Genomic DNA, 17,852 nt, shown 5'->3' on the forward strand with positions numbered 1-17,852 from the left:
TATAAAAGCCACCTTAACAGATAAATACTGATGATTTTCTTATAAGGTAGCTTAATTCAACTCAATTATTACCAGTGACTACAGTCACTTTGTGTATCGCAGCTTCTATTAACAGAAGCCTGATAAGTATAGTGAACGCCATTACAGACACAACATTCCTGACTATCTGAGGGCTCACAATTTCCTCCTGAGGATTCGCCTTGAGCTAACGCCTCCATATTTACCATAACTAAACTAGACAGCTTCACATCATTTGGTGAAGTAAACATATTGTATCCCGCGATAGCAGCAATAGCAACGACAGCTATAAGCCCCATTATTTTCTTTTTCATTTTGTAGTTTTTTAATTTGTACTTTTTCGTTTTTCTTCCGTATCTATCATTTCAACAGAATAGCAATAGTTTGCTACATTAATTTTTTATTCTTATGTTTGCATCGGAATCTTTTTTAAAGGTTTAGGAGCAGATGATATGTAAGCAAATCCGGCAAGATGAACAAACTCATCATTCTGCTCCTTTTAATCAGGTTAATTATCTCATTCAACCAAAGCTAAATTTCAGTATTGGCTGATCGTTATTTACATCTGTCGCCATTATTGTTTTAGTAGCTTCATCTACCCAAATACCATATATATAATGGTCGAGTACATATTTACACATCGGTTCTCCTTTCAAACTAAATACATAAATGTATTTTCCTCCGTCAGGAAGTTTTCCACTTTGTCTCGCTATCTCCTTAAAAGGCGTTCCATGAAACACCGCGTAAATGGCACTATTAGTTACTTGCACATCGCTAAAACCCATAATACCCGTCGGTATACCATATCCGTCTGATATTTTAAATTCAGGTTCGTCATGCTCACCGATACGAATTACATGAGTACTATCTTTTAAATTATAAACTTCAACCACTTCTCCCAACTGAGTAACAGCAGCCAAAATACTATTATGAGGATTATAATCTAAAAAGCTACGCCATGCCTGTGCTAATGCTGGACGAGCTTCTTGCAAGGCTTTCTCATTTGTTGTTGGTATAGCTCCTATTTTCTCGATTAGCTTACCCTCACAACTAACCTTCAAAAAACGGCTCTCACCTGAATAGTCAGGAATGACAAATGTCGTATCATTATATATGGCAAAATCAAGTGGTCGAAGTATATCTTCATCCAATGTTACCGTTTCCTCACGAAGCAGTGAATCACCGGATGAAGAAAAATCTAACCTAGTTAATTCGCTTTTGTTAGCATCTAAAGTCCATAATTCATGGTTATACAAACGGAAGTTTTCCATCGACAACATTTCTATGGGAGAATCGCCTCGTCTACCAAAAGAAGATAGATACCGGAAACTTGGGTATTGGAATAAATGCCCATAATAATCGGAACCATGTAAATCCATCACAATGGCTTTATCCCCTTCTATCCGTATCCGAAAAGGATAACGGAACAAGGCTGTATCAAGCTCTATTACTTCTCCTTTCAATTCTTTTTCTTGCGGAAATCTGGAATAAGGTAATACATTGTCTGCATATTCCTTATATTTCGTTTTGCAAGAAATAAAGAGAAATAAAAAAAGAAGAAGAATACTATTCTTCAAGGCTATATCCTCCAAAAATATATTCAACCTTTTTATGAGATACAGGACAATCTAAGGAACCAGTTCCATAACAACGAGTAATGGCCGCGTGCTCACCAGCAGCTAACGCTTCAACATTATATAATAGAAAAGTATTATGCACTTTACTATTACTATGTGAAACAAAATATTTAGTAGACAAAGCAGCTACCATACACAATAACAAAACTATTAATTTCTTCATACTATCTTTGTGTTATAAGATTAATTATGGCAACAAAAATAGTAGTGAAAAAACAGATTAGCAAACTATGCTGCTGACCATTTCGGACATGGCAATATTTTTTTCTCTAATAATCAAATGCAAATTAAAATATTCCCATTTCATCGATATTTTAGCTGTCTTACTCAAAAGAAGGATTCTCTGAAATAATTAGTTGATATGCACCAACTTTCCTTAATATATTTAATGAAGGATCTATTCCATTGATAAATGAACGTAAACGTCCAACCGCTTTATGCATTCGTTTGTCATTACCTGAACCATCAGACCACAATGTATCTATAATTATATTATCTTTTAGAATATAGTCATTATTACTTGCATTTAGAAATAATTCCAAAAGCAAACAAGCTTGAGCCTGATTTTTTTTCTCAATGCCATCTACCATTACAACATTACGGTCTGCATAAAATATTATATGTTCACCCAATTTGTATGAGCGTATGGGAGTAGTACTCACTTTCTGAACTTCTTCGATTACATGAATTTCTACAGGAACTTCCTTTATCACTTCAACAGGAACCTCATTTATAATTTCCACTATCTCTTTACTATGAAATGAATGTATCTTGCGACGAAGAGCAATAAAAGACTTATAAAATCCATATCCCAAAATCAAATATAATGATAAATACAATAGTATCTCTTTATAAATCATACTCCATATAGAATAATATAAGTAACCCTTTACTTCTATCTCACAAGCATAACCTATATATCGGGTAAATACTATATTGGAAGAGTTACACCATTCGCTCTGATATGTATTTTGCAATTTTACACCACCATCAGTGCTCGTTAAGGATATGCACAAAGCTGATTTTAAAATAATAGTTGATAATTCCAATTGTGTTCTCCATCTAACATTCAAAGAATCAGGTTGAAGTGGTTTCTTTTTAAATGCAACAGAATGCAAAAGACGTACATTAGTATCATCAGTTATATTCAGGGTACTTTTCTCTATATCAAGCAAATACTCATGTCTTCCTGACTCATCTTCCCAATAAACAATACTCGAAACATCATCAGTCACTGTAGCTAGATTAAAATTAAGCGAAATATCACCCTTCAAATTCCTGTTTATCAGCTCCTGATTTATTGCCTCATCAAAGGCTACTTCCGCTTTCTTCTTAAGTTCTGATAATTTCGATTCATAAGTGTACTTGCAAGCAAAGAAGAATATAACTCCACCAATACAAACAGAAATGGCTAACAGAATAATATTATAAGTCCTCATCATGTTTCATTTTACATTATTTTTGACCACAAAGATAATATTATTTATACCAATCAACGAATAAGCCAAGCAATATCATAGTATAAAAAAGCACTATTTTAGCAGTTTCATGGCAGAATGAAGTGCCAGCTATGTCCCTCATAATAAGAGATTCTGTTCTATTTTTAAGATTTCTCCTTTTAATATTCAATTCAGAATCGAGCAAATAGAAAAATAAATGCATAAACAAATGTAAGAATATGCTATTTATGAGCTAAAAACTGCATAAATGAGGAATAAAAAACGGGGTATTCTCCCCTAACTAAGCTCCGTTCTTTTAAAAGGAACACATCGTTGCTCGGTGAGGATCGATACTTTTCTCACCGACCAACGATGTGTTCATCGGTATGGCTCGATATAGCCCGTATATTTCCGGCTATTTCATGCCTTATTCTGCAAAAACAGATATAGCAAAATATTATATAGATTCCCAATCTTCCGACAGATATATACAATTAGGGCATTATTGCAAACAACAGGTACCATAATAATATATAAATAGAAGCACCACAGATTTCCATAATACCTGATTGCTCACATATTTACTAGCACACCATGTTCTTTTCCAGAAAGTCAGGATGGTTACTCCCTTCAAAAACTCCTCCTATCATTTTATTTCTGAACCTGTTTTCTATTTCGATATTACATTTTGCATATAATACCACATCCTCCTTCTCTTTCCCAGCAGGATAATAACAAATCTCATTACTCTGTTTATCAACATAAAAAGGATCGGTCAAAAAGCATAACTCTCCATTCTCATAAGTAGCCACTCTCATAAACGAACCATTCCGTACATACTGAAACACTAGACAACCTGCATCATATTCAGCCCAGTCAACGGGAGTCCAACGATCTCTATCACTGACACATAGATAAGCTATTTTTCCACTCCGTTTCGTTTTATACTGTTTGTCTAAAGGAATAACTAACTTTTTTTTAAAGCTATAGCCATATTCATGAGTTACGTCCGTAAATTTCGGCAAACGCCAAAATGGATATACTTCTTCACCATTTGCTCATACAGTTCTCTGTTCACACTAAAAGTATATCTATACACTTTGGAACTGTCATCCCACCGATACCACCAGTTCTTCCGTACAGGTCGCAATTTTTGTGGGAAGTCAGTCATATACTCCTCTCCATCCTTATTCCATATTGTCAACCAAAAATACCCGGCATTTATATAACTTCGTACAGGAACAAAGTCTATGGCACAAGGAATTGTTCTCTATCAGAATAAGTATAAAAAGGAATATTTTCGATTAGAAAATTGGCTGCTTTATATTTTAGACTGTCTGGCAAATTTATTCGATAATAATGAAGCACCTTTTCCAATTCTTGTCTATTTTCACCAGCCACTTGTAACACTGTTTCCAAAGAAGTAACATTCTCTTTTCTAAGAGAGTTTATTATTACTTTTCCAACTAACATGATAACAAGTACAATAACTAAAGTATATTTAAAATTCCTGTTCATACACTTTTAATGGGCATTTCCAGTAACTTTCACTCGTAATGGTGCATTAGATGCATTACAATAAACTGTAATAGTCTTATCAAAACGTTCCAGGCGCTCTGATTTATAAATTATTTTCATCTTTGCTATTTCATGAGGGTTAAATGGTTTCTTAACGTATTTTGCAGTAACACAACCACAAGACGTAATCACATCATTAATTACTAATGGGATTTCTCCAGTATTGCAGATTTCGAATTCTACCTCTTGCTCCTTCTCCCAAGAAAAATTACCCATTTCTATTTGAGACGAAGAAAGTGAAACAGTAGTTAGCGGTTGATTATCCAACAAAGATGAATCTAGTCTGCCTGAAATTATATTCCAATAAAGTTCTTTAATACGAGGATTCTGTATCGGATTACCAATTGCCATAACTTTATTATTTCTATCCAATAAGAATGTATGAAACCTTGAATCAGAAGGAAAATTATTAAGTTTTGTAATACTATCCAGATCATCCACACATACTGGATAGTTAAAATTGGAGGTCAATATAGCATGATGAATTTCTTTAATTCTATGAGGAGAAAAAATAAAATTCACCTTATCAACATATAAAGAATCAATTTCTTTAATCAATATATCCCATGCCGGTAATTGCAGTTTACAACTAGTACATCCTATTGAATCAACATACGTCAATATCTTATATTCACAGTTAAGATTATAATATATAGTATCCCTCAACATTGTTGTAAAATATATTTTTTTTAGGGAACAGAATTTCTTTCTGTTCCCACTCTTTCAAAAGAGAAGTTATATTACTATCATTTCTATTTGAACATGATATCAATATTAATAGCAATAATATGAAAATTCCACCTTTCATTACTGTCCGATTATTAAAATGAAAATTCCACGACATGAAATTCAGGCGAGCTACTAATTCCATAAATCTTTTTATGGATTTTGTCAACAGCAAAATTTATAATTCCTTGATCTAAAGAGTATATTTTTTGAGGAGAGCCATCCCATCCAAAAACCAATATACGATCCGGTAATTCCGCTTCCTTTGCATCCGGATTCCAAGGCTTACCATTAAATAATACAAAAAAATCATCTCCAACATTATATGGAAAAAAATATGCATCTTTGTTATCTTTATCAGGAGTAGCGGCAATAGCATTACCATTATGGAATTCCTTAAAACGCGCATACGATTGCTCAGGTCCATGAATTCTTTTTTTCAATTGCCCGTTTTGATCATAGATATCAATTAAATCTGTCCATTTATAACAAACAGCAATCCTATCTTTCATATTAGTTACAAAAGAAAATTTAAAAGCCTCCAATTTTTCATCATCAGTATATGACAAGCCTGCCACTTCTGGATAATAACCGAATTCACTGACTTTATTTCCTGCATTATTAAATTTTATAAATTGGTTCTTTGGATTATAAGTCGACCCTATAAAACAATCAGAAAGTAAACCAACTTCACCATATGCCTGTAATTCTAATGTTTTTCTTTCTATAGGAAGTGTATTTTCATTTGAAATAAAATCTGTTGTATCATATGTGAATAACGTAAAGGTGGCAACATCGAATATTATGATTTGATTCTCATCAAATTTTATAATAGAAGGACGAATCATTTCGTTCGGTCCTTGTCCTAAAGAAATCCGCTGACCTATTTTTCTTTTAGAATTTAAATCAAAAAGATGAAACAATTTCTTCTCCATTGGATTCATTGTTACTAAAATAGTATCACAGACATAAACACGCATAGGTTTTAATACTTCTTTATCTGATAAAAATACTTTCCCTGTCAATTTTTGGATAGATGTAAAATCCTTATATTCAATAGTAATTGCATCTTGATAGTTACTTCCATCCTTATCTGAACAAGCAACCAATACTATAAAAAACAGTATTATATATGATTTATGGATATTCATTGTATTATTATATATTTATTATTAGGCTATATAAAAACATATTAACAATGTCTCTACATATCAATTCTTTTTCTTGCAGGAATCCAGAATAGGGAAATACATTTTTTCCATATTCCTTATGGCTATTATTACAAGAAAACAGAAATAAAAGACAAAGAAACAGGAAGCTAACGCCACTTTTCAAGGCTGTATCCTTCGGCAACATAATCAACTTTATCATGCGATGCAGGACAATCTATGGATCCTCTACCCAAACATCTAACCGGTCGCATAGTTTCACCAGCAGCTAATGCTTCAATATTATATAAAAGTAATGAACTCACTTTATCTTGATGAGAACTTTGCTTTTTAATGGCTGCAATAGCCACTATACATAATAAAAATAAAAAAACAGATAACTTTTTCATTGTACTTTTTTATAGAATTAATTATGTGAGCAAAAGTAGAAGATTGGTAGGATATAGACAAAAAAAGCAGCGGACCATTTCGGACCAACTGCATTTTTTCAAAAAACACCGATTTCATCGGCACTTATAATCTTCTAATTTATTCGCTAAAATGACTAAAGAATCAATTGATAAGTTTCAACTCCTCTCTTTATGTCAATATCAGAGTCTAGTTTATGAAGTATATTACGTAAACGACCTACCGCTTTATGAACATTTTCCACACGCTCCTTCCTATTAGGCCACAATTTACTCATTATTTCATCATCTTTTAAAATATAATGCTTTTCTTTATTATTCAAAAACAACTCCAACAATTCATTAGCCTGAGGGGAAAGTCTTGTTTTTATCCCTCTGAATTCTATAGTCTTTTTCTCCGCATAAAATATCATATCCTTTTTTAACATATAGGAACGTACAGGAGTACTATCTATCTCTTTCACTATTTTTAAGACTTCTATAGTATTCTTTTGTTGCATTAAAACGAGCTTTTTCCGAACTAAGATCCAAGTTTTATACATTCCATAAACAATAAAAATACACAGTAATAAATAGAGTAAAAGTTCAAAATGTATTATACTCCATATGGAATAATAGATATACCCTTTCACTTCTATTTCACAAGCATAACCAATATAAACTGTAAATACTATATTTGAGAAATTACACCATTCACATTGTGTTTTATTACAAGATTTTACTTTTCCCTTTTCATCCGTTACTGAAACAGACAAAGCAGATTCAACAGGAAGATGAGCTTCCAACAAATATTCTCTCCAAATAATATTTAATGAATCTGCAATAATAGGGTGCTTCCCAAAGGTGTAACTATGCAAAGCACGTAAATCTCTATTGCTTGTTATATTCATATAATGCTTATTCCGATCTAAAGGATACTCATGTATCCCCAAAGAATCTCTAATACAAACAGAATCCGGTACATCAGCAGCTACATATTTTGGATCAAAATATGATACCAAAGGACCTTCCACATTCCGTCTTTTCACTTCCTGATCAACAGCCTCAATAAAAGTGCTTTTTGCCTTTTGTTTAAAAACAGATAGCTTGGACTCATAAGTGTATTTACAAGCAAAGAAAAATACAACTCCACCAATGCAGGCAACAATAAACAACAAAATAACATTATAAGTTCTCATCATGTTTCATTTTAGTTCCTTTTCAACCACAAAGATAACATTATTTAATTAAATTCACGAATAAGCCAAACAATATCTATAGTGAGAAAAGCAAGATTCTTGCAGTCTCAACAGAGCATGGAATGTCAACCGTGTCTCTCAGAATAAGAGATTCTGTTCTATTTTTAAGATTCTCCCTTTTAATATTCAACTCAAAATCGAGCAAATAGAAAAATAAATGCATAAATTAATGCAAGAATATGCTATTCATGAGCTAAAAACTGCATAAATGAGGAATAAAAACAAGTTATTCTCTCTTGATTAAGCTCCGTTCCTTTAAAAGGAACGCATCGTTGGTCGGTGAGGATCAATGCTTTTCTCACCGACCAACGATGTATTCATCGGTGTGACTCTAAACAACCTGCATATTTTCAGCTATTCCATGCTTTTTACTACAATAAACTGATGTAGCAAAATACGATATAGCCCCACAATTCTCTGACGAAATATCATAATTAGCACTTTATTACAAACTATATGCACCACAATAACATATAAGCAGAAGCAATACAGATTTTCATAATGCCTGATTACTCGCATATTTGCTTGCGCGCCATGCACTGTTCAGATTTCAAGCAAGAGAAACGCATACAGTATCCTATTTTTATGAATAAAAAAACGCTCCCAGTATAAATGGAAGCGTTGTCTTTATCATTTTAAAATTCACAATTTTCTGTGGCAATCCTACTACAAACTTTTTATTTCTTCAATGGATAGTCCTGTAACTTGAGAAATGGTATCAAGTGGAATATTCAAAGATTTCATATTATGTACCATTTCTCTTTTTTCTTCCATGCGACCCTCCATAAGTCCCTCTGCACGACCTTCCATACGTCCTTCCATGCGACCTTCCGCACGCTCGGTATATATATTGTCACGTAGAATCACTATATTATCCAAATGACGATAATATGCATTTAATTCTTCTTTAGTCATCTTATCCAGTTTCAGGCGTTGACGAGCCTCATCCAACCCCGGCGCTGTCGCACTATCAGGTATATCACCAGTATTCATATAATAAATCCATTCTTCCAATGGACTCCGGGCCACTTGATTAAAATCATTGACCTTCAAAATATAATATTCGGGATAAAGCTGACTGACACTATCTACTTTGAACGTCTGTTTCTGGAAAGGAGTCAATTCCAAAACATCTCCCTGATGGATTCCGCGGAATTCAGTTTTTCCATGATATACAATATCCTTTCCACTCCCTAAAGAGAAATATACAATATTGACACTATATACTTTCCTTACTTTGTCATACCCTTCCCCGCGGTTTATGTATTCGGTCACCAATTTCGAAGTGCCGAATAACATACGTTGGAAATACGCATACTCATTATTATTTTGAACTTCAATCAAAATAAGTTCACCCTTTGAGTTTTCCGCAAGCATATCCACCCGATTATACTTGTCAAACTCATCCTCTTGATTGCTCTCACTTTCCAACAGCTTCTGAATGACTATCTTTTCATTTAGAAGAGTGGTAAGAAAGCCCTCGAGAACTGCAAAATTGGCTTTATTACGCAACAAGCGTTTCATTGCCCAATCGAAACGAATATAATTACTTGCCATAAGTTCGTCTCCTTTCCCGTTTTCTTTTTTCATGCAAACAAAGGTAAGCAGAAAATGTTTGATTTCAAGTATATATGATTCAATTTATTTCTGTCTAAGAATATTCTATCTCCCACTCTCCCAAAGTCCGCGTTGCGCTATCGAAATTCACTCCAACTTTAACAACCTTGCGATGGTCTATCTCATAAGGGATGGCATATTGTTTACTATTAATTTGCGCCAATGCCTCTCCAGGAGTACCATCCACCTTGAATTCAAGTACATAAACCGCGTCAGGCATTTTGATTACCACGTCGGCCCTGCCAATGGCATTCTTTACCTCTACATCCACATATTGCCCCATCAAACGGAACAGCAAGTAAAAGATGGTTTGATAGTGTTTTTCCTGATTATTCTCCAAATCATAAGGAATAGAAGAGAAGAAAGAACGGGTACGAAGCAGACATTGCTCAATATCACCTTTCATCAAATCCCTTACAAAAGAGACTACATAGAAATTACTTTCGCGGGTGGGTTGATTGAGATAGGAAGGGATCAGCGTCTCAATAAAGCCTATTTTAACTTCTTCGTTAGGATAACCTAACGTGTATGTACGGAAAAGAGGTTCATATCCTTTAATAGTCAGATAACCGCTCTGATAAAGTATAGGAATCGGATCGGTGATAACCTCTGTCGCTTTATCAAAGTCCTCATCTTTCACTTCCATCTTCTCCAAGAGATTGAGATTGAAGTCCATTCGCTGTAACATCTCAATCAAGAAAGTGGGTGTGCCGGTAGAGAACCAGAAACTTTTATATTTTCTTTGAGAAAAAGCATTGAAAAGACTGAACGGGTTATAAATATCTTCACAATGTTCACTGAAATGATAACCGTCATATTGCCGTTTCAAATGCTGGCAGGCTTCTTCATAAGTCTCATTGTTCGCTTGGGCTATCCTCTCAATATCCGGTTGCATCTGACTCCGCAATTCCGGCTCTGTAATACCGCAAATAGTACTGTAATCATCACTCATACTGATATTCTGCAGGTTGTTTAACTCACTGAATATGCTCATCTGACTAAATTTACTGATACCTGTCAGAAATAAAAAACGAAGATATTGCCCTTGGGCTTTGAGAGGACTGAAGAATTTACGCATCTCGGTTCGTAATTGTCCTTGTAAAGCAGAGTCACTATTACTATCCAATAAAGGTGCATCATATTCGTCAATCAATACGACAACCTGCTTTCCTGTCTGTTGATAAATTCGTTGAAGCAAACCTGTCAAACGGGCTGCATAACTCGTTTCTTCTTCATTTTTCCCATAAGTCCTCTCCCATCCGCTCAGATAAAGATTCAATTGTTCCTGCAAATCTTCAATAGCGGTATATTTAGTTCTGCTGAAATCAATATGCAACACAGGATAAACAGTCCATTCCTGTTCCAACTGCTCTATTGCCAGTCCTTTAAATAAATCTTTTTTCCCGGAGAAATAGGCTTCCAGAGTAGAGACTAGAAGACTTTTTCCGAAGCGGCGGGGACGATTAAAGAAATAAAACTTTTCAGTATGAACTAACTGATAAACCAATGCTGTTTTATCAATATATACGCAATTTAAGTTACGTAATTGCTCAAAATTCTGTATGCCAATAGGATATCTTCTAAACATCTCTTTCATATAAATCACTTTTATTTCTTCGTGCAAGCAAAGGTAAGCAGAATACTGTTTGATTTCAAATAAAGTGCCCTATTTTAATACATGGTCTTATTTTAATATGAAAGTAGTTTCTCCAACCAAGCCTTCACCTCCTCGGCAGTAGGATGAATAGCCAATTCCAATAAAAGAAAAACAATATCCTATCAAAAATAAGAATGTAATATACTATCTATCAATAAAAAGAAACGCTCCCAGTATGAATGGAAGCGTTGTCTTTATCATGTTTTCAATCAACACTTAAATAGCCAAATCATTTTCTAGCTCTTTTGATACAGCTCTATTAATAAATTCATTAATAGTCGTACCTGCATTGGCTGCTGCCATCGCCACCATTCCATGAAGGTCGGACGGCATACGGACAATGAGTTTCCCACTATAAGGTTTAGCAGGTTCCACTCCACGATCTTTGCAACTTGCAAGATAATCATCAATAGCACCTTCAAAATCACTTTTCAATTCACCGATGGTTTCACCCTCGTAGGTGATGCTATCTTTTCTAAGACCAAGAACCTTGCCGAACAAACAATTATCTTCTTCGCTATATTCCACGCTACCTGAATAGCCTTTGTACTTTAACTGTCCCATAACTACTTTGCTTTTTGTTCTTTACTCTGTTCATACTTCTCAATCAGCTTATTTTCACGAATGTAGACTAGTAATTGCTTCATTACATATCCTTTCATTATGTTTGATGGATGAGGTTTGTGCATAATATATGAATCCTTTCCATCTGAACTGATGAATTCAACACGTGAACCGGACGTACTGCCTTTACTGCCCTCGTTATAGCCAAATAAACCGAACAAACGTTTCACTTCATCATACGTGAAGTCCTTGGGCAGCGTAAGGAAACGTTCTATAAGCTTTTCTTTTGTACCCATATTTCATATTGGTTTACGCGAAGATACTAAATTTAGTATCATATACAAGCTATTATTATGTTTTTTATTCATCAATACCCATATTTAACATACATGCAAAACAAGCGAAAATCATTTGAGTGCAATAGCATTCATTAGTAATGAACGATTTTATATATTTTCGCTCATTACTAATGAGAGCTTTTACTTCTTTCCATTCGTTTCTAATGAAGGTCTCTATATCTTTACAATAAATTTCCGCACTTAATGCCTATAGCCTCACCGAAGGAATAATTCTGACTGATGACGAAACTGAGGAAATAACTATCGACAACAAAAAAATACATGTAATTCCTATATGGAGATGGCTATTAAAATAGTGACGCTATCCCACCAACATAGTGACGGTATGTGCTCAGGATAGCGTCACTATCCCGGGCACATACCGTCACTATATTTAAACCGAATATTTCCGGCTGTTTTCCTTAGTTTCCGCGCTGTGTAGGCAGGGTAAATTCCTGCGAATCGCAAATCATTCCGTTCTCGTCCGCCACTGCTACACGGAAAGTCACTTCACCGTCTTTCAGTCTTTCGCCCGCATGAATCGAGGCAGTGTATCGGATACCTTCGCCCGGAAGGATTTCCTCTATCATCACCGAAGGAGAGATGCCGAGATGTTTCACCTTTCCGACCGTTTCTACGACAGGAACCACATTATATACGGGCTTCCGGCCTTCGTTCATAATTTCAAAGATTATCTTACTGTTCTCCCCTGCATCAATCACATGACTGCGGTTATCATCAATAAAACGAATCCTGCGCAATTTCAGTTGGGTAAGCGGGCGCTGAACCTGCTGCGGCTGTTTCTTGTATTTCTGAACACGGACTTCACGCACCTCAGGAACGTAGGCGTCATCTTCTATCGGGTCTTGTTTAGGTGCAGTCAACGCGCCTCCGATAGCTGCCCCGGCAATGGTTCCTACAATATTTCCGATGGCAGAACCACGGTAACCGCCGCGCCAGCCACGATTATTATCTCCGATAAGTCCACCTATCGAACCACCCAGACTGCCTCCGATAGAAGCACCTGCCATGATAGCTCCCGGATTCCCCATACGCCCCGACGCACATCCGCTCAAAATCAAGGCGGAAAGCAAAATTACTGTTAGTTGTTTCTTCATGAACCTCTCTATTTAGTGTTACTTTTCTTATTCTACCACTTTAAAACGAGCGAAACGCAATAATAGTTGTTTGTCACCCGCATTTTTAAAATGGATGGTGGCTTTCGCATTATCTCCCGTTCCTTCTACTTTCATCACTTCTCCCAGTCCGAAACGTTCGTGCTCTATCATTTGTCCGGCTTGCACTCCTGCCACCGATGCAGAGCCGGAAGACGATACCTGAGTTCCCCCACTGCTACCTACCGCACTTACCTTCTTCAAGTTTCTCGGCACACTGGGAGCTATTATCTGCGTTTTCGGCCGTTCGCGCTGTTCAGAAGAAGAAGAAGAAGTACTTCCAAAAGGTGCACGTGACGGAGAAGCAGAACGGGTAAATCCGCCTTCTATCTCCCTGCGGAAACGTCCCGCACCTTCATCCACCAAGCGGCTGACTCCCGCCTCATGCGGCATCCGCAAATAATGAACATCAATATCACGCAAGAAACGGCTGGGACTTCCAAACTCCATCTTTCCGTAACGGAAACGGGTTTTGGCAAACGACAGATAACAATGTTCTTCCGCACGGGTAATAGCCACATAAAACAAACGACGCTCCTCTTCCAACGCACGTGGCGAATCTCCTACCATGCCGCTAGGGAACAGGTTTTCTTCCAGACCGACCACAAACACGTTCTTAAATTCCAATCCCTTAGCGGAATGAACGGTCATTAAAGTTATCTTTTCCCCGTCATCCGCCTTATCGGAGTCCTGATCGGTAAGCAATGAAATTTCCGAAAGGAAATCAGTTAGGGATATATTCGGATTGCCTTCTTCCTGCCGTAAAGCACAAAAATCGTTCATACCGTTTACCAACTCTTCAATGTTTTCCTTGCGGCTCAAATTCTCAGGAGAAGTGTCTTGACAGACATCATTGATAATGCCGGATTGACGGATAATATCCGTTCCAATCTCGTATGCGTTTTTTTCTGCCTGTTCGGTAATAAAGCCTTCTATCAACTCACGGAAACCTTGAAGTTTCGCATGTGTCCCTTTGTTGATATTCAAACCATAGCTCAACGGCTCACAAAGCGCTGCCCACAGGCTGACTCCATTATCGGTGGCTGCCGATATTATCTTGCCGACGGTAGTATCTCCGATACCGCGGGCAGGATAATTGATGATACGCTTGAACGCTTCTTCGTCATTCGGATTCACCACCAGCCGGAAATAAGCGATAACGTCTTTTATCTCCTTTCGTTGATAGAAGGAAAGTCCACCGTAAATCTTATAAGGCATCGTCCGCTTCCGAAGAGCTTCCTCAAAAATACGGCTTTGCGCATTCGTACGATACAGAATGGCAAAGTCAGCATAACCGTAATCGTGTTCACGGCGCAGTTCGGCTATCTTATTCGCCACAATATCACCCTCTTCGACATCACTGTATGCCTGGAACACACCGATAGCTTCCCCTTTCTCCTTCTCTGAGAATACGGCTTTCCGTATCTGACGTTCGTTCTTCTCAATCAGGCTGTTGGCAGCGCAGACAATGGTCTGTGTGGAACGGTAATTCTGCTCCAGTTTGAAGACTTTCGTATTAGGATAGATTTTCGTAAAATAAAGGATATTGTCGATATCCGCCCCACGGAAAGAATAGATACTTTGCGCGTCATCCCCTACGACACAGACACGCTGGTTCTCTTTGGTCAGTTGCAGGACAATACTATGTTGGGCATAGTTGGTATCCTGATACTCGTCCACGAGCACATAGCGGAACTGCTCCCGATAGCGGGCGAGCACATCCGGAAAATCACGGAACAGAATATAGGTATATACCAGCAAGTCATCGAAATCCATGGCTCCCGCCTGGCGGCATCTTTCCCAATAACGGGTATAAATGTCACGGATAGCGGGCATCTTGGCTGCCATATCGCCTTCGTACGCTTCCTTATTGGCAGCATATCCCGTCGGAGTGACCAGGTGGTTCTTGGCATTGGAGATGCGGGATTGCACGACTCCCGGCTTATAGGTCTTTTCGTCAAGCCCCATTTCCTTGATGATGGAACGGAGCAGACTCTTACTATCAGCGGTATCATAAATAGTAAACTGGGAAGTAAATCCGATATACTGCGCTTCGGCACGAAGGATACGGGAGAAAATGGAATGGAAAGTCCCCATCCACAAATAACGTGCCCGCTCCATACCTACCTGGCGGGCAATACGTTCTTTCATCTCACGGGCTGCCTTATTGGTAAAGGTCAGCGCAAGGATGTTCCACGGATTGTAACCGTTCTCCAGCAAATAGGCAATTTTATAAGTCAATACGCGCGTCTTCCCCGAACCCGCACCGGCTATCACCAGTGAAGGCCCGTCGTTGTAAGTCACTGCTGCACACTGACTCTCATTCAATTCCTCTATATAATTGGTATTCATAAACAGCATTATAAAAACAATGTAGTTTTTTAACAAACTCTTGGCGTTCAATTTTGTTCTCAATACAAAAGTATAATATTCATTCGAGAATGAAGGTATTTTTACGATTTTTCATCACTAACTATTTTAACCTAACCCCCAAAAGCAATGAAAAGAGGTATATTTTTATCGATTATTTTGAGTTTAGCCCTGGTCGCCTGTATTCCACAGGCCATGGCACAGAAGCAGAGCCGCATGGAAAAGCTGCTCAGATATCTGAATGATAACGACGCTGACAAATGGCAGAAAAACCGAGAAAAGGTAGACGATGAAACGCAGGCATATTATGCTGAGGAACTGGAACTGCTGGATGTCCTCAACGAACTGTGGAACAACCAAAGCGAACAGGCTGCTACCAATTATTTCGGATGCTACGAGAAGGCAGCCAAATCCTACTTCCCCAACATCTGTGAAGAGGAGAAAATTCAGATTTCCAACGTACAGGACAAAGCGGAGCAATCTATTATCTACATATTAGAGGCTTCGAAAGACCGGATTCCGTTCAGCCGGACATTAATGGACAGTATCCGTTCAAGCGGCTATCCGGCAGACTCCGCCCTGACGCAGAAGATACGGGATATCCGCGAAATGGCATTACTGGAAGGCATGCTGAAAGCACCTGCACCCGGCATTTATCAGATGTATATGGCGGAATATCCGAACGGGAAGTTCGTCTCCCAAATCAATGCCGCCGAAAACAAACGGCTCTACCAGATTGTGAAAAGCAATCCTACACCGGAGAATTTCAAGGCTTTCTTTGATAATCCCGCCATGCAGAAATTCTTCACGGACAAGGATACCCGTCCATTCCTGGCTGAAGTCCAAGCGTTATATGACAATTACCTGTTCCATAGCATCGACAGCCTGCGGGAAGGAGGAAATGCGACCGCCATCCGGCAAATTATTGACGACTACAAACGTACTCCTTATCTGGATGCCACGGCGCGCAAGCATCTGAATGACCTAGAGTATCTCAGTGAGAAAGCGGATTTTGAGCTTTTGAAGCCGGCTATCGTCAGTTCCGAATCTTTGGATCTGCTGCAGGAATTTCTGAGTACGCATAAATACAAAGAATTCCGCGACCAAGCCAATGCGTTGCGGACGCCGTTTATCCTGCAAGCAATCGTCTCCACTCCTACATCTGTGAAATATTATAACGCGGGACGACTGATAAAGTCTGCCGAAAACGACAGCACAGGAAATATTTCGACCACTTATTCGTACGACGATAAAGGGCAGCTCGTCTCCACCCTCGCACTGACCATGAAAAACGGGCAGGCAAGCAATGAGATACAAACAAACAGATTATATGACCCGCAGGGGCATTGTATCTTTGAAGTGCAGACGAATCCGAAAACCAAGACGGACATTTACCGACGGACACGCCGCATCGGTACCGATGGAAGCATCGAGAGCGATTCCCTTAAATATACGGACGGAAGACTTATTATCAGCACTTATGACAAGCAAGGATTACTGACCGAAGCCAAAGAATACAACAAAAACGGGGAACTCCAGACATACACTGCGAACAAATATGATGACAAAGGCAGACTGGTCGCATCGCAACATCAGAACCTGCTTTTCGCCAACTCCCCCGACCAGATTATCTCACAAAAAGAGGCTTACGAGTATGATAAATACGGTTATCTGACACAGATTGTCTACCAGCGGATTATGGGCAACAACCAGAAAACGTCCGGCTGCCTGACCTGCCTGTACGATAAATACGGGAACCGTATTGATGGAAATTCTTACTACGAATATGACAATACGGGACAATGGATTTGCCGCACGAACCGCGACAACCCGCAAGCAGTGGAACGGATACAGTATATTTATAAATAAAATAAGATACTGTGAACATTTTGCAGAAGGCTTCTGTTATTATAGTATAA

The 17,852-nt window shown here is 37.8% G+C and carries 17 protein-coding genes; 1 reads left to right on the forward strand and 16 read right to left on the reverse strand.

Annotation, left to right across the window (positions count from 1 at the left end; genetic code table 11):
- Positions 1-68: 68 nt before the first annotated feature.
- The 16 genes from RDN93_RS09485 to RDN93_RS09560 form a co-directional block, all read right to left on the reverse strand.
- The gene (locus RDN93_RS09485) at positions 69-332 is read right to left on the reverse strand and encodes an NVEALA domain-containing protein (protein ID WP_308745285.1); all 264 of its coding nucleotides are present in this window, start codon (positions 330-332) and stop codon (positions 69-71) included.
- Between the two features lie 207 nt (positions 333-539).
- Positions 540-1,595, reverse strand: a complete 1,056-nt coding sequence (locus RDN93_RS09490; RefSeq protein WP_308745286.1) for a BF3164 family lipoprotein — start codon at positions 1,593-1,595, stop codon at positions 540-542.
- Positions 1,585-1,818 carry an NVEALA domain-containing protein gene (locus tag RDN93_RS09495; RefSeq protein WP_167965461.1) on the reverse strand — a complete coding sequence of 78 codons (234 nt, stop codon included), beginning with the start codon at positions 1,816-1,818 and terminating at the stop codon, positions 1,585-1,587. Before RDN93_RS09495 ends, RDN93_RS09490 begins: the two co-directional genes overlap by 11 nt.
- 160 nt (positions 1,819-1,978) lie before the next feature.
- Positions 1,979-3,097: a helix-turn-helix domain-containing protein gene (locus RDN93_RS09500; protein WP_308745287.1), complete on the reverse strand. Its 1,119-nt coding sequence runs from the start codon at positions 3,095-3,097 to the stop codon at positions 1,979-1,981.
- 581 nt (positions 3,098-3,678) lie between these two features.
- On the reverse strand, positions 3,679-4,119 hold the full coding sequence (locus RDN93_RS09505; RefSeq protein WP_308745288.1) for a hypothetical protein: 441 nt from the start codon (positions 4,117-4,119) through the stop codon (positions 3,679-3,681).
- Between the two features lie 223 nt (positions 4,120-4,342).
- Complete coding sequence (locus RDN93_RS09510) at positions 4,343-4,612, reverse strand: hypothetical protein (RefSeq protein ID WP_308745289.1); 270 nt, start codon at positions 4,610-4,612, stop codon at positions 4,343-4,345.
- A gap of 6 nt (positions 4,613-4,618) precedes the next feature.
- A complete protein-coding gene (locus tag RDN93_RS09515; RefSeq protein WP_308745290.1) occupies positions 4,619-5,230 on the reverse strand; it encodes a DUF1573 domain-containing protein in 612 nt (203 codons plus the stop codon).
- Between the two features lie 263 nt (positions 5,231-5,493).
- Complete coding sequence (locus RDN93_RS09520; protein WP_308745291.1) at positions 5,494-6,549, reverse strand: BF3164 family lipoprotein; 1,056 nt, start codon at positions 6,547-6,549, stop codon at positions 5,494-5,496.
- Positions 6,550-6,716: 167 nt separating this feature from the next.
- Complete coding sequence (locus RDN93_RS09525; RefSeq protein WP_024988901.1) at positions 6,717-6,956, reverse strand: NVEALA domain-containing protein; 240 nt, start codon at positions 6,954-6,956, stop codon at positions 6,717-6,719.
- Positions 6,957-7,111: 155 nt separating this feature from the next.
- Positions 7,112-8,155: a helix-turn-helix domain-containing protein gene (locus tag RDN93_RS09530; RefSeq protein ID WP_308745292.1), complete on the reverse strand. Its 1,044-nt coding sequence runs from the start codon at positions 8,153-8,155 to the stop codon at positions 7,112-7,114.
- 723 nt (positions 8,156-8,878) lie between these two features.
- A complete protein-coding gene (locus tag RDN93_RS09535; RefSeq protein WP_308745293.1) occupies positions 8,879-9,802 on the reverse strand; it encodes an Rpn family recombination-promoting nuclease/putative transposase in 924 nt (307 codons plus the stop codon).
- A gap of 61 nt (positions 9,803-9,863) precedes the next feature.
- Complete coding sequence (locus tag RDN93_RS09540; protein ID WP_308745295.1) at positions 9,864-11,426, reverse strand: ATP-binding protein; 1,563 nt, start codon at positions 11,424-11,426, stop codon at positions 9,864-9,866.
- Between the two features lie 276 nt (positions 11,427-11,702).
- Complete coding sequence (locus RDN93_RS09545) at positions 11,703-12,050, reverse strand: type II toxin-antitoxin system HicB family antitoxin (RefSeq protein ID WP_308745296.1); 348 nt, start codon at positions 12,048-12,050, stop codon at positions 11,703-11,705.
- 2 nt (positions 12,051-12,052) lie between these two features.
- Positions 12,053-12,346: a type II toxin-antitoxin system HicA family toxin gene (locus RDN93_RS09550; protein WP_308745297.1), complete on the reverse strand. Its 294-nt coding sequence runs from the start codon at positions 12,344-12,346 to the stop codon at positions 12,053-12,055.
- A gap of 464 nt (positions 12,347-12,810) precedes the next feature.
- Positions 12,811-13,506: a glycine zipper family protein gene (locus tag RDN93_RS09555; protein ID WP_308745298.1), complete on the reverse strand. Its 696-nt coding sequence runs from the start codon at positions 13,504-13,506 to the stop codon at positions 12,811-12,813.
- 27 nt (positions 13,507-13,533) lie between these two features.
- Positions 13,534-15,915: a UvrD-helicase domain-containing protein gene (locus tag RDN93_RS09560; RefSeq protein ID WP_308745299.1), complete on the reverse strand. Its 2,382-nt coding sequence runs from the start codon at positions 15,913-15,915 to the stop codon at positions 13,534-13,536.
- Between the two features lie 147 nt (positions 15,916-16,062).
- Between RDN93_RS09560 and RDN93_RS09565 the strand changes: the two genes are divergently transcribed.
- On the forward strand, positions 16,063-17,802 hold the full coding sequence (locus RDN93_RS09565) for an RHS repeat protein (RefSeq protein WP_308745300.1): 1,740 nt from the start codon (positions 16,063-16,065) through the stop codon (positions 17,800-17,802).
- The last annotated feature ends 50 nt before the right edge of the window (positions 17,803-17,852 follow it).

Source organism: uncultured Bacteroides sp., from assembly GCF_902491285.1.
Classification (GTDB): Bacteria; Bacteroidota; Bacteroidia; order Bacteroidales; family Bacteroidaceae; genus Bacteroides.

Coding starts and splice junctions, on each gene's coding strand:
- RDN93_RS09485 (WP_308745285.1), bottom strand. CDS start 332: ATGAAAAAGAAAATAATGGGGCTTATAGCTGTCGTTGCTATTGCTGCT.
- RDN93_RS09495 (WP_167965461.1), bottom strand. CDS start 1,818: ATGAAGAAATTAATAGTTTTGTTATTGTGTATGGTAGCTGCTTTGTCT.
- RDN93_RS09500 (WP_308745287.1), bottom strand. CDS start 3,097: ATGATGAGGACTTATAATATTATTCTGTTAGCCATTTCTGTTTGTATT.
- RDN93_RS09510 (WP_308745289.1), bottom strand. CDS start 4,612: ATGAACAGGAATTTTAAATATACTTTAGTTATTGTACTTGTTATCATG.
- RDN93_RS09520 (WP_308745291.1), bottom strand. CDS start 6,549: ATGAATATCCATAAATCATATATAATACTGTTTTTTATAGTATTGGTT.
- RDN93_RS09525 (WP_024988901.1), bottom strand. CDS start 6,956: ATGAAAAAGTTATCTGTTTTTTTATTTTTATTATGTATAGTGGCTATT.
- RDN93_RS09530 (WP_308745292.1), bottom strand. CDS start 8,155: ATGATGAGAACTTATAATGTTATTTTGTTGTTTATTGTTGCCTGCATT.
- RDN93_RS09535 (WP_308745293.1), bottom strand. CDS start 9,802: ATGAAAAAAGAAAACGGGAAAGGAGACGAACTTATGGCAAGTAATTAT.
- RDN93_RS09540 (WP_308745295.1), bottom strand. CDS start 11,426: ATGAAAGAGATGTTTAGAAGATATCCTATTGGCATACAGAATTTTGAG.
- RDN93_RS09545 (WP_308745296.1), bottom strand. CDS start 12,050: ATGGGACAGTTAAAGTACAAAGGCTATTCAGGTAGCGTGGAATATAGC.
- RDN93_RS09550 (WP_308745297.1), bottom strand. CDS start 12,346: ATGGGTACAAAAGAAAAGCTTATAGAACGTTTCCTTACGCTGCCCAAG.
- RDN93_RS09555 (WP_308745298.1), bottom strand. CDS start 13,506: ATGAAGAAACAACTAACAGTAATTTTGCTTTCCGCCTTGATTTTGAGC.
- RDN93_RS09560 (WP_308745299.1), bottom strand. CDS start 15,915: ATGAATACCAATTATATAGAGGAATTGAATGAGAGTCAGTGTGCAGCA.
- RDN93_RS09565 (WP_308745300.1), top strand. CDS start 16,063: ATGAAAAGAGGTATATTTTTATCGATTATTTTGAGTTTAGCCCTGGTC.